16 protein-coding genes are annotated in these 17,214 nt (G+C 65.3%); 8 read left to right on the forward strand and 8 right to left on the reverse strand.

Annotated features, from left to right (window positions below):
• Positions 1-164: 164 nt before the first annotated feature.
• The 3 genes from GSQ90_RS18890 to GSQ90_RS18900 form a co-directional block, all read right to left on the reverse strand.
• The gene (locus GSQ90_RS18890; RefSeq protein WP_158816432.1) at positions 165-479 is read right to left on the reverse strand and encodes a rhodanese-like domain-containing protein; all 315 of its coding nucleotides are present in this window, start codon (positions 477-479) and stop codon (positions 165-167) included.
• A gap of 138 nt (positions 480-617) precedes the next feature.
• Positions 618-2,069, reverse strand: a complete 1,452-nt coding sequence (locus GSQ90_RS18895; protein ID WP_158816433.1) for a sensor histidine kinase — start codon at positions 2,067-2,069, stop codon at positions 618-620.
• A gap of 78 nt (positions 2,070-2,147) precedes the next feature.
• Positions 2,148-2,660, reverse strand: coding sequence for a sensor histidine kinase (locus tag GSQ90_RS18900; protein WP_158816434.1), 513 nt, complete (start codon positions 2,658-2,660; stop codon positions 2,148-2,150).
• A gap of 270 nt (positions 2,661-2,930) precedes the next feature.
• Between GSQ90_RS18900 and GSQ90_RS18905 the strand changes: the two genes are divergently transcribed.
• Positions 2,931-3,161, forward strand: coding sequence for a hypothetical protein (locus tag GSQ90_RS18905; protein WP_158816435.1), 231 nt, complete (start codon positions 2,931-2,933; stop codon positions 3,159-3,161).
• Between the two features lie 97 nt (positions 3,162-3,258).
• Here the strand turns inward: GSQ90_RS18905 and GSQ90_RS18910 are convergent, their stop codons facing one another.
• The 5 genes from GSQ90_RS18910 to GSQ90_RS18930 form a co-directional block, all read right to left on the reverse strand.
• The gene (locus GSQ90_RS18910) at positions 3,259-4,860 is read right to left on the reverse strand and encodes an AMP-binding protein (protein WP_158816436.1); all 1,602 of its coding nucleotides are present in this window, start codon (positions 4,858-4,860) and stop codon (positions 3,259-3,261) included.
• A gap of 145 nt (positions 4,861-5,005) precedes the next feature.
• Positions 5,006-6,280, reverse strand: a complete 1,275-nt coding sequence (locus tag GSQ90_RS18915) for a CCA tRNA nucleotidyltransferase (protein ID WP_158816437.1) — start codon at positions 6,278-6,280, stop codon at positions 5,006-5,008.
• Positions 6,277-6,537: a DUF6111 family protein gene (locus GSQ90_RS18920; protein ID WP_158816438.1), complete on the reverse strand. Its 261-nt coding sequence runs from the start codon at positions 6,535-6,537 to the stop codon at positions 6,277-6,279. Before GSQ90_RS18920 ends, GSQ90_RS18915 begins: the two co-directional genes overlap by 4 nt.
• A complete protein-coding gene (locus tag GSQ90_RS18925; RefSeq protein WP_246731662.1) occupies positions 6,537-7,193 on the reverse strand; it encodes a CoA pyrophosphatase in 657 nt (218 codons plus the stop codon). Before GSQ90_RS18925 ends, GSQ90_RS18920 begins: the two co-directional genes overlap by 1 nt.
• Complete coding sequence (locus tag GSQ90_RS18930) at positions 7,190-7,801, reverse strand: DUF1285 domain-containing protein (protein ID WP_158816440.1); 612 nt, start codon at positions 7,799-7,801, stop codon at positions 7,190-7,192. The genes GSQ90_RS18925 and GSQ90_RS18930 overlap by 4 nt, the downstream gene beginning before the upstream one ends.
• 133 nt (positions 7,802-7,934) lie before the next feature.
• On the opposite strand from GSQ90_RS18930, the gene GSQ90_RS18935 reads away from it, so the two are divergent.
• The 7 genes from GSQ90_RS18935 (at position 7,935) to GSQ90_RS18965 (ending at position 17,123) form a co-directional block, all read left to right on the forward strand.
• Entirely contained in the window at positions 7,935-8,948 is a 1,014-nt protein-coding gene (locus tag GSQ90_RS18935) for a MoxR family ATPase (protein WP_158816441.1), read from the forward strand.
• Between the two features lie 3 nt (positions 8,949-8,951).
• Positions 8,952-9,899 carry a DUF58 domain-containing protein gene (locus tag GSQ90_RS18940; RefSeq protein ID WP_158816442.1) on the forward strand — a complete coding sequence of 316 codons (948 nt, stop codon included), beginning with the start codon at positions 8,952-8,954 and terminating at the stop codon, positions 9,897-9,899.
• On the forward strand, positions 9,899-12,691 hold the full coding sequence (locus tag GSQ90_RS18945; RefSeq protein WP_158816443.1) for a DUF4159 domain-containing protein: 2,793 nt from the start codon (positions 9,899-9,901) through the stop codon (positions 12,689-12,691). Before GSQ90_RS18940 ends, GSQ90_RS18945 begins: the two co-directional genes overlap by 1 nt.
• Entirely contained in the window at positions 12,688-14,781 is a 2,094-nt protein-coding gene (locus GSQ90_RS18950; RefSeq protein WP_158816444.1) for a hypothetical protein, read from the forward strand. The genes GSQ90_RS18945 and GSQ90_RS18950 overlap by 4 nt, the downstream gene beginning before the upstream one ends.
• 102 nt (positions 14,782-14,883) lie before the next feature.
• On the forward strand, positions 14,884-15,714 hold the full coding sequence (locus GSQ90_RS18955) for a 3-keto-5-aminohexanoate cleavage protein (RefSeq protein ID WP_158816445.1): 831 nt from the start codon (positions 14,884-14,886) through the stop codon (positions 15,712-15,714).
• A 37-nt stretch (positions 15,715-15,751) separates the two neighbouring features.
• On the forward strand, positions 15,752-16,462 hold the full coding sequence (locus GSQ90_RS18960; RefSeq protein ID WP_158816446.1) for a CoA transferase subunit A: 711 nt from the start codon (positions 15,752-15,754) through the stop codon (positions 16,460-16,462).
• Positions 16,463-16,478: 16 nt separating this feature from the next.
• Positions 16,479-17,123: a 3-oxoacid CoA-transferase subunit B gene (locus GSQ90_RS18965; protein ID WP_158816447.1), complete on the forward strand. Its 645-nt coding sequence runs from the start codon at positions 16,479-16,481 to the stop codon at positions 17,121-17,123.
• The last annotated feature ends 91 nt before the right edge of the window (positions 17,124-17,214 follow it).

The following is a 17,214-nucleotide window of genomic DNA, read 5'->3' on the forward strand; positions in this document are numbered from 1 at the left end:
CTTCAGGCGACCGCCGCAGGCGGCGACCGCTTTGCGGTCGTCCTTGACTTCGAATTGCTCTCGCGCTCCGCTCCGCCGTGCCATCAATGGATAATCCTGCTCATTTACCGCGAGCCAGGACAATAATGGATTGCGCTCCACGGGTTCGACCAAAATCATCCGCTCTACTTCTCCACCCTCCCCCCGCGGCCCTGCCAGCCGGCTGTCCCTCCGGCATAATGGCGAATGTCGCTGAGGCCTGAGGCAAGCGCGCGCTGTAGGGCGGTCGCCGAGCGTCCGCCGGATTTGCAGATGAGCACGACAGGCTTGCCGGAAGGCAGCAGACTGGGGTCGAAGCGCGACATCGGCAGATTGACCGCGCCCGGCACATGGCCTTCGGAAAATTCATGCGGCTCGCGCACGTCGACGATGGCGTACGCGTCGCTTCCGACGGCCTCTTCGAGTTCTTCGTACGAAACCACGCTATGTGGACCTGTCATGACGCCTCCCGTTGAGATTCCAGAATAGCGTTTCGGCCCCTCGCAAATCAATGCGCCAATCTGGGGGGATTGTTGCGACAGGCGTCGCATATTCGCCGACGTGATGCCAAGACCGCCGTGGCGGCGAGGCGGAGATCGTCAGTTTGAAAGTCGATCCAGAGCGAGGGAAAGCCGAATCGCCAATCCGTCCGCCTGCCAATCGCGCGCGATCGCGCCGCCAAGTTGCCCCTCGATCGCCGATCGTATCAGCATGCTGCCGAAACCATCCACGCTGACTTCATCGCCCAGCACTGGCCCGCCGCGCTCGTTCCAATTCAACAAAAGCTTGTCGCCCGCCACTTCGCAGTGAACGTCAACGCGCCCCTCCGGGGTTGAGAGCGCGCCATATTTTGCGGCGTTCGTGGTGAATTCGTGCAGGAGAAGCGCCAGGCTCGTCACCGAGCTGTTGGAAAGGGGCGCGTCCGCGCCCGTGACCGTCACCCGCTCGCGCTCTTCAGGTGCTTGATTTTCATAAGGCGAAACGATCGTCTTGATCAACGCATGCAGCGTCGCGGGATTCTCGCTTCGGGCAGAGGAGGAAGGAACGGAAAGCGTCAGCGCATGGGCGCGCGCCAAAGCGCCCAATCTGTCTCTGACGGACGTCGCCAGTTCCGCTGGCGATCCCGCGGTGCGGGCGCTTAAGCTGACGACGCTGCTCGCGAGGGCGAATAGGTTCTTGATCCGATGATCCATCTCTCTGAGCAGCAATTGTTGCTCATCGCGGGCGCGCCGGCGTTCGGTGATATCGCGCGCGACCTTTGACGCTCCGATGACCTCGCCAGCGGCGTTGCGAATAGGGGACACAGTCAGAGAAATATCGACGAGGCTTCCGTCTTTTCGCCGACGAACAGTCTCATAATGGTCGATCCGTTCGCCGCGGCGAATACGTTGCAGAATTCCCGGCTCCTCGTTCTCGCGCTCCGGCGGGATAAGCACGCTCACCGGCCTGCCGATCATTTCCTCCGCGGTGTAGCCAAAGACGCGCTGCGCGCCGCAGTTCCAACTGGCGATAATTCCGTTGAGGTCTTTGCCGATAATGGCGTCGTCCGAAGACTCGACGATCGAAGCGAGCCGCTGCGCCTGAACATCGGCGAGTTTGCGCTCGGAGACGTCCACCAACATGTTGACCGCGCCGATGAGCGCGCCAGAGGCGTCATAGAGGGGCGTGGGATACGGGATGACCGACACCCGGCTGCCATCCGGCCGCTCGGCAATGGCTTCCATACCCAGCACCGGACGCTCTTCCCGCAAGGTCAGCGCCATCGGACATTCATCAAGCGGCAATTGCCTGCCATCTGGCCAAAACAGCTTCCAGGAGCCGCACCACTGGTCGATTCCAAGTTCGGGGCGTCGGCCCCATAGCGCGGCCGCGGCTTCGTTGTAGTAGGTGATCAGGCCGGCCGCGTCGGTGATGTAGACCGCCGCCGTCAGGGCGTCGAGCACGCCGCGGAAATAGTCGTCGCCGCGAGCAACAGCGTTGGCCGCCTGAGCAATGACGCCTGATCGCTCAATCGTCGCATCGTCCGGTAAATTCAGCCTCATTTCATTCATAATGCTTCGCCTTCCATTCAGGCCGAGGGCGCGCTCGACCATGGAATTCACATCGGTTCAAAAACTCTAGATATCGCCCTACGCCGTCGCTTCGGCATAGGGCATTCGCAAGATGCAGCTCAGTCCGAGTCCATGGTTATCGAAAGAGATTGAAGCCCCCAGTTGCGCGGCGAGCGCCCGGACCATCGCCAGGCCCGCGTCGTCGGTCGCGAGAAGATTGTAGCCCTCTGGCAAGCCGACCCCGTCGTCGCAGACTTCGATGACGAGCGCGCCATTGTGTCGCGAGGATTCAATCTTGATGATTCCCGCTATGCCGGTGGGATGAGCGTATTTGATGGAATTGGTCACGAGTTCGCCGACGATCAGGCCGAGCAGGACGGCCTTATCCAACGGAAGCGCCAACCTGGCTGGGAAGTCGGCTTTAAGCAGAACTTTCCCGGTCATCGACATGCCCGATAGGATTCCCTCGGCGATCGCCTGGAGATAACTGACGACATCCATGGTCGTGGCGCGCCCGCCATCGGCGGCGCGGTGAATCGTTTCGGCCGCCGGCATGGCCGATATCGAGACCAATCTCTTGGCTGCTTCCATCGCCGCCGCCTCGCTATTCGAAACTATCATCCGTCAGTACACGTTCATCGATCCTACCAAGTCAAGATAATATTAGAGCGTGAATTCAGTTGAAGGCGATGTTTACGTAAGACACCCCTCGTTGTTATTTTCATATATTGTCACATTTCTTGCTTTTTACATGATAGGCATAAAATGAGTAAAAACCCCTAAATACTGACTTATAGGCCTTGACGCCGATTGAGTGAAAGACTATTTCGGCGTCAGTGGTTTTCCGAAGGGGAGTGCCTCATGGGGGAATTAGCGCGTGGCGAGCGCCTGCAAATCATGCTGGCGGATGACGAGTTGGCGGCGCTCGACGATTGGCGTTTCGCCAAGCGCATGCCGAGCCGCGCCTCCGCGGTGCGCGAGCTGTTGAAGCGCGGGCTGGCGGCAGAAGGCGTCGTGATCGCGAGCGGCGTTCACTCCAAAGACTTCGGCGTTCTTCAACCCGAAGACCCAAAGGTCAAGAAGCGTCGTTAGCGCTTGAAGCGCTCCGCTGTTGGGCGTTTCATTGAGGAGATCGGCAATAGCCGGCTTCCAGAAGAATTCCCAGCAACAAGGGCCGAGGCGTTCGGTTTCACGCTCCGCCGCGCAAAATGAAGCGCTGGATCTTGCCGCTCGGCGTCTTCGGCAGCGCTGCGACGAAATCGATCTCGCGCGGATAGGCATGCGTCGACAGGCGCTGGCGCACCATCTGCTGGATTTCCGCCTTCAGCTCTTCCGTGCCCTCGACGCTGGCCTTCAGCACGATGACCGCCTTGACAATCTCGGTGCGCTGCGGGTCTGGCTTGCCGATGACCGCGACTTCCGCCACCGCCGGATGTTCCATCACCACACTCTCGACGTCGAAGGGGCCGATGCGGTAGCCGGCCGAAGTGATGATGTCGTCGTTGCGGCCGACGAAGAAGAAATGACCGTCCTCGTCGCACATCATCGTGTCGCCGGTGATGTACCAGTCGCCGCGGATGTTGGGCGAGTCCGCTTTCCAATAGCCGGTGAACGTATACATCGGCGAGCGCGGAATATGGACCGCAAGCACGCCCGGCGTGTTCGCCGGCTGCACGTTCAGGTCGTCGTCGAGGATCGCCATTTCGAGGCCAGGCAGCGGCAGGCCCGCGGCGCCGGGCTTCACTGAATGTTTTAGCGCGTGATGATTGTTGATCATCATCGCGACCTCCGTCTGGCCGTAATGATCGGCGAGCGGGCAATGCAGCACGCGCTCGGCCCAGCGGATCACTTCGGGATTGAGCGGTTCGCCGGCGCTGGAGGCGACGCGCAGGAGATGCGCGATGGGCCCCATCGCCTCGTCGCCCGCCGCCATCAGCAGGCGATAAGCGGTCGGCGCCGCCGCGAGATTCGTGATGGCGCGGTTGGCGATGACGCGCACCGTCGATTCGACGGTGAATGCGCCCTCATGGAAGGTTGTGGAATGGCCGAGCATTAGCGGCCCGATCACTGCGTAGAGCATGCCGTAAGCCCAGCCGGGATCGGCGACGTTCCAATAATGGTCGTCCGGACGCAGGTCGATCGCGTCGAGCATGTAGGAGGCGACGGGCAGAAGAAGCGCGAGCGGATAGCGCACGCCCTTGGGTTTTCCCGTCGTGCCCGAGGTGAAGAGCACGACGAACGGGTCGTCCCCCCTCAGCATGACCGGCGCGAACTCGGTTGACTGCGATGCGATCGCTTCGGCGAAGCCATCGCCGACAGTCAGGATGTCGGGACAATCCGGCACGTCCTTCAGCTTCGGGCGGTTCGCGACATCGGTAACGACGAGTTTCGCCTGACTGCCTCCAGAGGCCGTGACGCGGCTCTCGATCGCCGCCGGCCCGAAGGCCGTGAAGAGCGGTTGGTACATCGCGCCGACGCGCCACGCCCCGAGGATGACCGTGAACAGGTCGGGGATGCGGGGCAGAAGGCCGGCGACCACATCGCCCCTGCCGATGCCGCGGCTCTTTAGGCAATTGGCGAATTTCGCCGCGTTCCCGAGCATCTCCGCGAAGGTTAGGGTCCTGCGCTCGCCATTGGCGCCATGCCATTCCAGCGCAATGGCGCCGTCCTTCGCCCAACGGTCGCAGCACTCGACGCAAGCATTGACGCCCTCGCCCAGCGAGCCCGCGAGCACGCGGCGCTCGAGGTTGGCGGCGGAAAAATTCTTCACGGTTTCGAAATAGTCGCGCATGGCCGTCCCTCCCTGCGCGATCGGCTTGTGTATCGCCGTCTTCAACCCAGCCGACATTCTCGGGATAGCGGCTGGTGCAGCCCGGAAAACTGCCCCAAGCGAGAGGTTTTAGCAAGCAGGACGCGCCGCCCGCTCCGCGGGGCGGCTAATGGCGGCGCGGCGTCGCCAAAGCCTCGTCCAGCAGCCGCGCCAGAAGCTCGGGCTCCTTGGGGAAGCCCGCGCGGATCCAGAGCGCTTGCAGGCTTTTCAGTGTTGCGCCGACCCCCTGACCTTGCGCGATGCCGCGCGCGATAAGATCGGCGCCGGTGAAGGGCAGCGTCGGCTCGGGCGTGTCGGAGACGAAGCGGAAGGCCGAGGCGAAGGCGGGGTCGTCGGGCGCGGCGCCGGAATCGACATGGGCGAGGGTCAGCCCATCCCGCGCGGCGGCGCGTTTGCGCTCGAACAGCAGTGCGCGCAAGGCGCCGAGCGAGGGCGGCGCGCCCAGCCCATGCAGCGTTTCGAGGGCGCTCGCCGCGCCCGCCAGCCTGTCATATTCAGCGTTCGACAGGCGCAGTCGGTCGCGTAGTCGCCCCCCATCTTCGGCGATGATCAAGCCAAGCGCAGCCAGACGCAGCAGCGAATCGGGCGGCGCCGCGCGGACGCTCTCCACCGCGATGAGCCGCTGCAGCCGCAACGGGTCGGCCGCGCCAGCGATCAGCGGCCCGATCAGGCCGGCTTCGCAGCATTGGGCGACAATTTCGCCGGCGCGCTTCGCCTTCAGCAGCTTCATCAATTCGGCGCGCACGCGCTCGCGCGACAATTGCGCGAGGCCGTCGCGCTCCTGTACGGCGGCGGCAAAGCCCTCGGCGTCGAGCGGTCCCTCGCCATAGCCCGCCGAAAAGCGGAAGAAGCGCAGGATCCGCAGGAAATCCTCGCGGATGCGGGTGCGCGCGTCGCCGATGAACCGCACGCGGCGCGCGGCGAGATCGGCAAGGCCGCCCGTGTAATCGTGAACGATTCCGTCGCGGCTCAGCGAGAGCGCATTGATGGTGAAATCGCGCCGTCGCGCGTCTTCAGCAAAATCACGGCCAAAACGCACCTTGGCGTGACGCCCGTCGGTCTCGACATCTTCGCGCAGCGTCGTCGTCTCGATCGGCAGGCCGTCGACGACGATGGTCACCGTGCCATGTTTGATTCCAGTCGGCGCGACGGCGAATCCGGCGGCGCGGGCGCGCTTGATCGTGACTTCGGGACGCGCTGTTGTCGCCAGGTCGAAATCGCCAGTGGGCTGGCCAAGCGCGAGGTCGCGCACCGCGCCGCCGACGAGGCGGGTCTCTTCGCCGTCGCCGTCGAGCGCTTCGAGCGCGCGCGCCAGTTTTCCTTCACCGAGGATATGCCGGTCTTTCAGCCGCCCATCGGCAATGGCGGGCAGCGCGCTCATTCGATGTGGCCGGGAACCAGTTGGCCGTTTTCGACATGCGCGGGCACATAGATCCCGCGGCCGCGCGGCGCGGTCAATCCCAAAAGGAACATGCCGAGCACCACGATGAAGAGGCCCGCCAGCGTCATGGTCGAAACGCGGCCGCGCGACCAGTGCTCGACCGCCAGGGGATAGCGGGCGCGCAAGATGAGATAGATCGCAAAGGCGATGAAGGGCGTCAGGAAGAGCGCGACCGGTTCGAGAATGGCCCGCAACATCAGGAATAGAGCCTTTCATAGAGATTGCGCAGGATGCCCGCCGTGGCGCCCCAGATATAGCGCTCCCGCCAGGGCATGGCGTAAAAATGCCGCAACCCGCCTTGCCATTCGCGCGCATGGCGCTGGTGATTGGCCTCGTTCATCAGGAAGCTCAGCGGCGCTTCGAAGACATCCTCGACTTCGGCTGGATTGAGCGCCAAAGCGAGAGGCGGCTCGACGATTCCGACCAGCGGCATGATGCGATAGCCGGTGCCGGTCAGATAGGGGTCGAGCCAGCCAAGCGGCTCGACAGCGCCAGGATCAAGGCCGATTTCTTCTTGCGCCTCGCGCAAGGCGGCGGCCAGCGGCGTCTCGCCTTCGTCGATCTTGCCGCCGGGAAAGGCGACCTGGCCCGAATGGCTGCGCAGGCTGGAGGCGCGCAGCGTCAACAGGACGGTCGGGCCGTCCGGCCGCGCGACGATCGGCGCCAGCACGGCAGCGGGGCGCGCATTGGCGACGGCTTGCGCGTCGGGCGCCGGCGCATTCAGGACATGGTCGCCGCGCGAAGGGGCAAATGCCGGATCAAAGGCATCGGCGGGAAGCTCCGCCGAAAGATGTGCGCGGGCCCGGGCGCGCAAGTCTTCGATCGAGAAACGGGCGGGGATGGAAATGTTCAAAGCCCCTCCAGCGCCGCCGCTTTCGTCATCGGGAAGAAGATTTCGTTCGAGACGATTCCGAACCAGTCCTCGCCCTGCCATGGCCGCGTCTCGCCCAGCGCCGCCAGATCGTAGAACAAGGCGCGCTTGACCAAGGCCCAAAGACCGCCGCGCACCAGAACATAGGGCTTGAGCCCCTCCGACGCCCCGTTTTCGAAACGCAGGGGATGATCCCCGTCGACGGTTACGAAATCCTCGACATTGGTGCGGAAGGTCAGGCTTGGCGCGCCGTTTGCACGGCCGATGATGAGCTCCACGGCCAGAAAGGGCGCGTCGTCGACCTTGATCCCGACCCGCTCGACCGGCGTGACCAGAACATAACGATCCTCGTCGCGGCGCAGAATGGAGGCGAAAAGCTGCACGAGCGGCAGGCGGCCGATCGGCGAGCCATTATAGAACCAGGTGCCGTCGCCCGCGATGCGCATATCGATATCGCCACAAAACGGCGGATTCCACAAATGCACCGGGGCGGGACCGCGCTTGCGCGCGGCGGCCACGCCCTCTATCCCGCGCAGGACTTGTTCGGGAGGCGGCTGTGGTTGATCCGATTGTGAAGCGGCGTTCGCCATAATCTCGCGCCTGTTTGCGGGCAAGCATCTATATCTAGCGGAGCGGTTAGACTCAGCCGCCCGACGCCTTAATGTAGTGGGCGGACCGCGAAAGGGGAAATCCCAGCGCGCTTACGTCCCGAGTGGAGAAGACATGAGCCCTGTCCAGGACGCCGCCGTCACAGACTTCGAAGGGGGCGTCGCGCGCGCCGCCGAAGCCGCGATGGAGCGAATCGCCGCCGCCAAGGCGGCGATCGGCGCGGTGATTTTCGGCCAGGAGCGCGTCGTCGAACAGACGCTGGCGACCTTGCTGGCGGGCGGTCACGGTTTATTGATCGGCGTGCCCGGTCTCGCCAAGACCAAGCTGGTCGAGACGCTCGGCATTGTTTTTGGCTTGGATTCCCTGCGCGTCCAGTTCACGCCCGATCTCATGCCCTCCGACATTCTCGGTTCGGAGGTGATGGAGGAGGCAAGCGACCGCTCGCGCGCGTTCCGCTTCATCAAAGGCCCGATTTTCGCGCAATTGCTGATGGCCGACGAAATCAACCGCGCCAGCCCGCGCACGCAATCGGCGCTGCTGCAGGCGATGCAGGAAAACCACGTGACGGTGGCGGGCGTGCGCCATGACTTGCCGCGCCCGTTCCACGTTCTGGCTACCCAGAACCCGCTGGAGCAGGAAGGCGCCTATCCCCTGCCCGAGGCGCAGCTCGACCGCTTCCTGATGCAGATCGACGTCGGCTATCCCGATCGCGCCGCCGAGCGCCGCATTCTGATCGAGACGACAGGCGAAGCCGAGACACGTCCCAAAGCCGCGATGAGTGCGCAGGAGCTGATGGAGGCGCAAAGACTGGTGCGCCGCGCGCCGATCGGCGAGAACATCGTCGAGGCGATCCTCGATCTCGTGCGCGCCGCCCGGCCCGGCGAGGGCGATCCCGAAATCACCCGGCACATTTCCTGGGGGCCAGGCCCTCGCGCCGCCCAGGCGCTGATGCTGGCGAGCCGCGCCCGCGCCCTTGTCGACGGACGGCTCTCGCCCTCCAAGGACGATATTGCGGCTTTGGCCGAGCCGGTGCTCAAGCACCGCATGGCGCTCACTTTCGCAGCGCGGGCGGAAGGCGAGGACTTGCCTCGCCTGATCGCCCGCCTCGTCGCCAAAACGGTCGGCTAGGGAATGGCCGCAGCCCTGCGCGTTTCATCCGCGGAAATTGCAACCCCGCTTTGGCGGCGGGACGCGGCGACGCTGGCGGCGCGGCTGCCCAGCCTCGTGGTGGCGGCCAGACAGGTCGCCCAAAGCGTGATGCATGGCGTGCATGGGCGCCGGCGCGCCGGGCCAGGCGAGACCTTTTGGCAATTTCGCCCGTTCATTTCCGGCGAGCCGGCCGCCGCCGTCGACTGGCGACGTTCGGCGCGCGACGATCGCACCTATGTGCGCGAGCGCGAATGGGAAGCCGCCCATACGGTGTGGATATGGATCGACCGTTCGCCCTCGATGGCTTTCGTCTCGGAACTCGCGCAGGCCTCCAAGATTGAACGTGCGACCGTGCTCGGGCTCGCCGCCGCCGATCTGCTGGTGCGCGGCGGCGAGCGCGTCGGCCTGATCGGCCTGACGCGCCCGCTCGCGACGCGCGGCGTGATCGAGCGCTTCGCCGAGGCGATCGCACTCGACGAACGCCTCTCGACTGTCCGCGCGCCGCTGCCGCCGCAGATTCCGCTGAAGGCGCGCTCCAAAGTGGTGCTGATTAGCGATTTCCTCAGCGAAGAGGCGGCAGTTCGCCGCGCGATCGACGCACTGTCGGCCCAGGGCGCGCAGGGCCAAGCGCTGATGATCGCCGATCCGATCGAAGAAACCTTCCCCTTCGAGGGCCATACCGAATTTGTCGGCGCGGACGGATCGGCGCGCCTGCGCGCGCCGCGCGCGCAAAGCCTGCGCGAGGCGTATCTGGCCAAACTCGCCCGCCACCGCGACGCCGTGCGCGACGCCTGCGCGGCGCGCGGCTGGGGCTTCGCCTTGCATCGCACCGACAGGCCGGCGGCGCAGGCGCTGCTCGCGCTGCGCATGCGTCTGGAGGGCCCGGGCGTTGCCGGCCCCGGCGCTTCCCTCTCGCCAGGCGGCGCCTAATGCTCGGCCTCCCGCTCACTTTCGCCGCGCCCGCCGCTCTCGCCGCTCTGGTGCTGCTCGCGGCCCTGTATATTTTCCTGCGCGTCACACCGCCGCGCCCGCGCGAAATCCTGTTTCCGCCGCTTCGCCTGCTGCTCGGCCTCGATCCTAGGGATCAGACGCCGCACCGCACGCCATGGCCGCTGCTGCTGCTGCGGATCGCCATCTGCGCGGCGATCATTCTAGCGATGGCCGGGCCGATCTGGAATGCGATCGCGCTGCCGGGCGGCGGCGCGGGACCCTTGCTTCTGTTGATGGACGACGGTTGGGCGGCGGCGCCGGCCTGGGAGCGCCGGATCGCGGTCGCGCGCGAGCGCCTCGCCGCGGCGGGCGGCGCGGGGCGCCTTGCCGCACTTGTCCCGGTTTCGCAAGGCGGCGTCGATATCGCGCCTGCCGATTCCGCCCATAATATTGAAAAATTGCGCGCGCTCGCGCCGACGCCCTACGCGCCCGACCGGGCCGAAGTGGTGGGACCCGTGCAACGGTTTCTGCAGCAAAATCCGCAAGCGGAAATCGTGTGGATCGCCGACGGCCAAGAGCTTGGCGGCGCCGGCGCCTTCGCGCAAAAGCTCGCAGGTCTCTCCAGCAACGTGACCGTGCTCACCGACAAGACCAGCGCTTTGGGATTGACCGGCGTCGACAATCTCGCCGGCGCCCTGCAGGCGCGGGTACTGCGGGCGGATCCGGGAGCGCGGCAAAAAGGTGTTTTGCGCGCGCTCGACGCCAAGGGCCTGACGATCGGCGAGACGCCTTTCGATTTTGGCGGCACGCGCGTTGCGACGGCGAAGTTCGATCTGCCGATCGAATTGCGCAACGACGTCGCCCGCGTCGCGATCGTCGACGAACGCTCGGCGGGCGCCGTCGCGCTGCTGGACGAGCGATGGAAGCGCCGGCGCGTCGCGATCGCGTCGGGCGCCAGCGCCGATATCGCGCAGCCGCTGCTCGCGCCCACCTATTATCTGTCGCGTGCGCTGGCGCCCTTCGCCGACGTCCGAGAATGGCGCGACAATGCGAGCGATCCTGTCGTGTCGCTGATCGCCGAAAAGCCAGCGGTGCTGGCGCTCGCCGATATGAGCGTGGGAAGCGGGGCGGCTCATGACGCGCTCGCCAAATTCGTCGACGACGGGGGCGTGCTTATCCGCTTCGCGGGCGCCAGACTGGCTGCTACCGCCGACGATTTGACGCCGACCGCGCTGCGCCGGGGCGGGCGCACTTTGGGCGGCGCGCTGTCCTGGGAGACGCCCAAACGTCTGGCGCCTTTCGATCGCGACAGCCCGTTCTTCGGCCTCGCTACGCCCGACGAAGTCACCATTTCCCGGCAGGTTCTGTCCGAACCGGAGCCAGGCCTCGCCGCCAAGACCTGGGCGCGGCTGGCGGACGGGACGCCGCTCGTCACCGCCGACCGGCGCGGCAAGGGCCTCATCGTCCTGTTCCATGTGACGGCGGATACGACCTGGTCGAACCTGCCCCTCTCGGGCCTGTTCGTCGACATGCTGCGCAAGATCGTCGCGCTAGCGGGCGCGCCGCCGCCCGACAAGGACGGGGCGCCATCGCTCGCCGCGGCGAGTCAGGCGACTTACGCGCCCGCCCGCGCGCTTGACGGCTTTGGCGCGCTAGGCGCGCCGCCCGTCACGGCCAAACCGATCGCCGCCGATTTCTCAGGGATCGCCGACGCCTCCCATCCGCCAGGCTTCTATGGTTCGGGCGACGCGCTGATCGCGGTCAACGCGCTTGCGCCGGCGCAGGAATTGAGCGCCGCCGATTATGGCCCCTTGCCCGTGCAGGCGGGCGCGCTGAACGTCGCCGCGCCGCTCGATTTGCGTCCCTGGCTGCTCGGCGCCGCTTTCATCGGCCTGCTCGCCGACGCTTTGGCGAGCCTTTGGCTTGGCGGCGCCTTCGGCCTGCGGCGCGCCTCGACGATCGCCGCGGCGCTGGCGGTCCTCTCCCTCTGCGCCGTTCCGCTCGGCCATCGGGCGATGGCCGCCGAACAGGCGCCCATCTCGGAACGCGACAAGGACGCCGCGCTGTCGATTCATCTGGCCTATATCGTCACTGGCGATTCCAGCGTCGACGAGACCAGCCGCTCGGCCCTCGCCAACCTGTCGCGGGTGCTCGCGCAGCGCACGTCGTTGTCGCCCGGCGAGCCGTTCGGCCTCGATCCGGCGCATGACGAACTCAGCTTCTATCCGTTGATCTATTGGCCCGTCGTCGCCGGCCGGCCGCAGCCGGAAACGGCGGCGATCACGCGCATCGCCGCCTATATGAAGAGCGGCGGCACGTTCCTGTTCGACACGCGCGACGCGCTCGCTGCGAGGCCTGGCGGCCCCCAGACGCCCGAAGGCCTCTGGCTGCAGAAATTGCTGGCCGGCGTCGACGTGCCCGAACTGGAGCCGGTGCCGCGCGACCACGTCGTCACCAAAAGCTTTTACCTGATCGACGGCTTCGTCGGCCGCACCACGATCGGCCAGACCTGGATCGAGGCTTTGCCGCCGCCCGATCCCGGCGACACATCCGTGCATCCGGCGCGGGCCGGCGACAGCGTTTCCCCGATCGTCATCACCTCGAACGATCTGGCGGGCGCCTGGGCTGCGGATAACGAGGATCAGCCGTTGTTTCCCCTGATCCCCGGGGGGGCGCGCCAGCGCGAACTCAGCCTGCGCGGCGGCGTCAATCTCGTCATGTATACGCTGACCGGCAATTACAAAGCCGACCAGGTTCATGCGCGCGATCTCATCGAAAGGCTTTCGCATTGAACGCCTATTCGATCGCCCTCTCGCCGCTGCTGCCCTGGCCTGCGCTGATTGTCCTGGCCGTCGCCGCGCTGATCGTTCTGGGCGCGACCTTGTTCGCCCGTCGGCGCGGCGCCGTTCTGCGCCTGCTCGCCTTCGCGCTGCTCTTTCTGGCTTTGCTCGATCCTTCGCTGGTCCGCGAAGATCGCCGTCCGCTGAAGGACGTCGTCGCGGTCGTCCTCGATCAATCGGGCAGCCAGACGATCGGCAACCGCGCCGCCCAGACCGCCCATGTGCGCGCCGAACTGGAAAAGCGCCTCGGCGCGCTCGACAATGTCGAAACGCGGTTTATCGAGGCTGGCAAGTCCGACGCGGACGATCAGGGCACGCGGTTGTTTTCGGCGCTGCAATCGGGCCTCAGCGACGTTCCCGCCGACCGGATCGGCGCGGCGATCCTCGTCACCGACGGCGTCGTCCATGACATTCCCGCCGATGTCGCCGCGCTTGGCTTCAAGGCGCCGCTGCATGCGCTCATCACCGGCCATGTCGGCGAGCGCGACCGGCGCATCGAACTTGTCGAAGCCCCGCGCTTTGGCATTGTCGGCAAGGAGCAGACGATCAACGCGCGCGTGCTCGACACCGCCGATTCCGGCGAGCCCGTGGCGCTCGAAGTGCGTCGCGACGGCGAAAAGATCGCGACGCTCAGCGCCGCTGTCGGCCAGACGATCAGCGTCAAGGTTCCTGTCGACCATGCCGGACCCAATGTCGTCGAACTGGAAGTCGCGCCCTTGCCGGGCGAACTGACCGACATCAACAATCGCGCGGTCGTCACCATCGAGGGCGTCCGCGACAAGCTGCGCGTGCTGCTGGTGTCGGGCGAGCCGCATCAAGGCGAGCGGATGTGGCGCAATCTTCTCAAATCCGACGCCAATGTCGATCTCGTTCATTTCACGATTCTGCGGCCGCCGGAAAAATCCTCCGACGGCACGCCGATCAATGAATTGTCGCTGATCGCCTTCCCGGTCGCCGATCTGTTCGGACGCAAGATCCGCGATTTCGACCTGATCATTCTCGATCGCTATTCCAGCCAGAGCATTCTGCCTAAGGTCTATTTCAACAATATCGTCTCTTATGTGCGCGCCGGCGGCGCGCTGCTGATGGCCGAAGGGCCGGACTATGCAACGCCGGAAGGGCTTTATTTTTCGCCGCTCGGCGATCTGGCGCCGGCCAAGCCCAATGGCGAAATCGCCATGGAGGCGTTTCGTCCGACCGTTTCGCCCGAAGGCGCCAAACATCCGGTGACGCGCGGACTGGCGGGGAGCGAAGTCTCGCCGCCGGCCTGGGGGCCATGGTTTCGCCAGATCGGCGCCGATGTCACCAGCGGGGTCAATATTCTCTCGGGCGCCGGCAATAAGCCGCTGCTCGTTCTCTCGCGCGCCGACAAGGGCCGGGTGGCTTTGCTGTTGAGCGACCAGATGTGGCTTTGGGCGCGCGGATTCGAGGGCGGCGGGCCGCATCTCGATCTGCTGCGCCGTCTCGCACATTGGCTGATGAAGGAGCCCGAGCTCGAGGAAGAGGCTTTGCGCGCCTCCGCGCGCGGCCGCACGCTGACCATCGAGCGGCAAAGCCTCAAGGACGACGCGCCCGAGGTCAGCATCATCGGGCCGACGGGCGCGGCGAGCAAGGCGCAGCTTAAGAGCGCCGAACCCGGACTTTCACGCGCGACGATCGAGGTCGATCGCCTGGGCCTCTACCGCATCAGCGATGGCGAACATCAGGCTTTGATCAATGTCGGTCCCGACAATCCGCTCGAATTCCAGGAAGTCGTGTCGACGACCGAAAAGCTGCGCCCGCTTGCCGAAGCGAGCGGAGGAACGGTGCGGCGGATCGCGGACGGGGAAGGCGACGGCGTCCTGATGCCGCGCATCATCGCCATGCACGAATCGCCAAGCTACGGCGGCGCCGACTATCTCGGAATCAAGCGCACCGGGTCCAGCGTCGTGGTCGGCGTCGCCTCCATGCCGCTCGCCGCCGGCTTCCTCGGCCTCGCCGCGCTGCTGGGCGCGATCATTCTGGTCTGGCGGCGGGAGGGATCGACAGGCCGGCTGCTGTGACCGGAGCGCGCCGTCTACCCAACCGCCGTTCGATCGGCTAGGAATTCTGCGGACCAGAGAAACGACGGCGCCGTTCCCAAGCGTCGGTCTGAAAGGGCGACTATGCGGCCGGTGGTTTTATCCGTGGCGATTACCGGCTCAGTGCCGCGCAAGAAGGACAATCCCGCTTTGCCGGTGACGCCAGCCGAACAGATCGAATCGACGCGTCAGGCCTTCGAGGCGGGCGCAGCCCTCGTCCATATTCATGTGCGCAACCCGGACGAGAGCTCGTCGTCGGACCCTGCTTTGTTTAGCGAGGTGATGCAGGGCGTGCGCCGCCATTGCCCGGGCATGATCGTGCAGTTCTCGACCGGCGGCCGCGGGCGCGATCAATCGGCGCGCGGCAATGCGCTCAATCTCTCTCCCGACATGGCCTCGCTGGCGACGGGATCAGTGAACTTTCCGCTTAGCATTTATGAGAATGCGCCGGCGCTGGTCGAGGAGCTCGCGGCGAAAATGCGCGATTGCAAGGTCAAGCCGGAGATCGAGATTTTCGATCTGTCGCATATTCACGGCGCGCGCCGCCTGATCGACCGCGGCCTGATCGGCGAAAGCCCGCACGTGCAATTCGTGCTCGGCGTCAAGAACGCCATCCCCTGCGAGGAGCCCTTGCTCGACGTCCTGCTCGCCGAGACGCGGCGCGTCCTGCCCAGGGCGACATGGACCGCCGCCGGCATCGGCCGCTTTCAGAGCGAAGTGATCGAATGGGTGCTGGCGCGCGGCGGGAGCGCCTTGCGCACCGGGCTCGAAGACAATATTCGCATCGACAAGAACCGCCTCGCCTCGAGCAACGCCGAATTGGTGGAAGTCGCGGCGGCTATATGCGCAAGGCATGACGCGCGGCCGGCTTCGCCGGCCGAGGCGCGCGCGATGCTTGGCTTGGCGGCTGCATAGAGCGCCAGATGATTTTCACGTCTCCAGGGGAATGGGCATGAGCAAAATCTACAAGGACGCGGAAGCCGCTTTGGCCGGCGCGATCAAGGACGGCATGACGATCATGTCGGGCGGCTTTGGCATTTGCGGCGTCGCCGACACTTTGATCGCCGCGATCCGCAAATCGGGCGCCAAGGACCTGACCGTCATCTCCAACAATGCCGGCGTCGACGGCGGCGGCCTTGGCATCCTCCTGGAGACGCGCCAGATTCGCAAGATGATCTCATCCTATGTCGGCGAGAACAAACTGTTCGCGCAGCAATATCTGGCCGGCGAACTGGAGCTGGAATTCAATCCGCAGGGCACTTTGGCCGAGCGCATTCGCGCCGGCGGCGCCGGCATCCCCGCTTTCTTCACCAAGACCGGGGTCGGCACGATTATCGCCGAGGGCAAGGAAGTGCGCGTCTTCGACGGCGAGGAATATGTGATGGAGCGCGGCCTCGTCGCCGATATCGCAATCGTGCACGCCTGGAAGGCGGATACGGAAGGCAATCTCGTCTATCGCAAGACGTCGCGAAACTTCAATCCGAACATGGCGACCGCGGCCAAGCTGACGATCGCCGAAGTCGAGCATCTCGTCGAAGCGGGGACGATCGATCCCGACCACATCATCACGCCGGGCATTTTCGTGCAGCGCATCGTGCATGTCCCCGTCGTCGGCGCCAAGCCGATCGAACACCGCACCACCCGCAAGCGCGTCGCCGCCTGAACAAAGGAGCCGGAAAATGGCCTGGACCCGTGACCAAATGGCGGCGCGCGCCGCAAAAGAATTGCGCGACGGTTTTTATGTCAATCTCGGCATCGGCATTCCGACGCTCGTCGCCAATTTCATCCCCGAGGGGATGAATGTGCAATTGCAGAGCGAGAACGGCATGCTCGGCATGGGGCCGTTCCCCTATGAGGGCGAGGAAGACCCCGACCTCATCAACGCCGGCAAGCAGACGATCACCGAATTGCCAACGACAAGCTATTTCTCCAGCGCCGATTCCTTCGCGATGATCCGCGGCGGCCATATCGATCTCGCGATCCTCGGCGCCATGCAGGTCGCCGAGAACGGCGATCTCGCCAATTGGATGATCCCCGGCAAAATGGTCAAGGGCATGGGCGGCGCGATGGACCTCGTCGCCGGCGTCAAAAAGGTCGTCGTCGTGATGGAGCATTCGGCCAAGGACGGCCCGAAGTTCCTGCACGCCTGCAACCTGCCGCTAACCGGCGCCCATGTCGTCGACCTCGTCATCACCGACCTTGGCGTCTTCACCATCGACAAGCACGGCAAGAGCGGCGTGACGCTCATTGAGCTGGCGGACGGGGTGACGGAGGAGGAGATTAAGGCGAAGACGGAGGCGAGTTATAAGGTGGCGCTGGGGTAGCGGCTGCGGACCCTTCTCCCGCTTCGGCGGGAGAAGGTGTCGCGCGAAGCGTGACGGATGAGGGCCTTTCGGCGCGCAGACCCTCTTTTCG

The sequence above is a fragment of the Methylocapsa sp. S129 genome (assembly GCF_009765995.1).
Classification (GTDB): domain Bacteria; phylum Pseudomonadota; class Alphaproteobacteria; order Rhizobiales; family Beijerinckiaceae; genus Roseiarcus.

What these genes read in the sequence shown, in the direction of transcription:
- GSQ90_RS18890 (WP_158816432.1), bottom strand. Translation starts at nt 479, where the DNA reads ATGACAGGTCCACATAGCGTGGTTTCGTACGAAGAACTCGAAGAGGCC.
- GSQ90_RS18895 (WP_158816433.1), bottom strand. Translation starts at nt 2,069, where the DNA reads ATGAATGAAATGAGGCTGAATTTACCGGACGATGCGACGATTGAGCGA.
- GSQ90_RS18900 (WP_158816434.1), bottom strand. Translation starts at nt 2,660, where the DNA reads ATGGAAGCAGCCAAGAGATTGGTCTCGATATCGGCCATGCCGGCGGCC.
- GSQ90_RS18905 (WP_158816435.1), top strand. Translation starts at nt 2,931, where the DNA reads ATGGGGGAATTAGCGCGTGGCGAGCGCCTGCAAATCATGCTGGCGGAT.
- GSQ90_RS18910 (WP_158816436.1), bottom strand. Translation starts at nt 4,860, where the DNA reads ATGCGCGACTATTTCGAAACCGTGAAGAATTTTTCCGCCGCCAACCTC.
- GSQ90_RS18915 (WP_158816437.1), bottom strand. Translation starts at nt 6,280, where the DNA reads ATGAGCGCGCTGCCCGCCATTGCCGATGGGCGGCTGAAAGACCGGCAT.
- GSQ90_RS18920 (WP_158816438.1), bottom strand. Translation starts at nt 6,537, where the DNA reads ATGTTGCGGGCCATTCTCGAACCGGTCGCGCTCTTCCTGACGCCCTTC.
- GSQ90_RS18930 (WP_158816440.1), bottom strand. Translation starts at nt 7,801, where the DNA reads ATGGCGAACGCCGCTTCACAATCGGATCAACCACAGCCGCCTCCCGAA.
- GSQ90_RS18935 (WP_158816441.1), top strand. Translation starts at nt 7,935, where the DNA reads ATGAGCCCTGTCCAGGACGCCGCCGTCACAGACTTCGAAGGGGGCGTC.
- GSQ90_RS18940 (WP_158816442.1), top strand. Translation starts at nt 8,952, where the DNA reads ATGGCCGCAGCCCTGCGCGTTTCATCCGCGGAAATTGCAACCCCGCTT.
- GSQ90_RS18945 (WP_158816443.1), top strand. Translation starts at nt 9,899, where the DNA reads ATGCTCGGCCTCCCGCTCACTTTCGCCGCGCCCGCCGCTCTCGCCGCT.
- GSQ90_RS18955 (WP_158816445.1), top strand. Translation starts at nt 14,884, where the DNA reads ATGCGGCCGGTGGTTTTATCCGTGGCGATTACCGGCTCAGTGCCGCGC.
- GSQ90_RS18960 (WP_158816446.1), top strand. Translation starts at nt 15,752, where the DNA reads ATGAGCAAAATCTACAAGGACGCGGAAGCCGCTTTGGCCGGCGCGATC.
- GSQ90_RS18965 (WP_158816447.1), top strand. Translation starts at nt 16,479, where the DNA reads ATGGCCTGGACCCGTGACCAAATGGCGGCGCGCGCCGCAAAAGAATTG.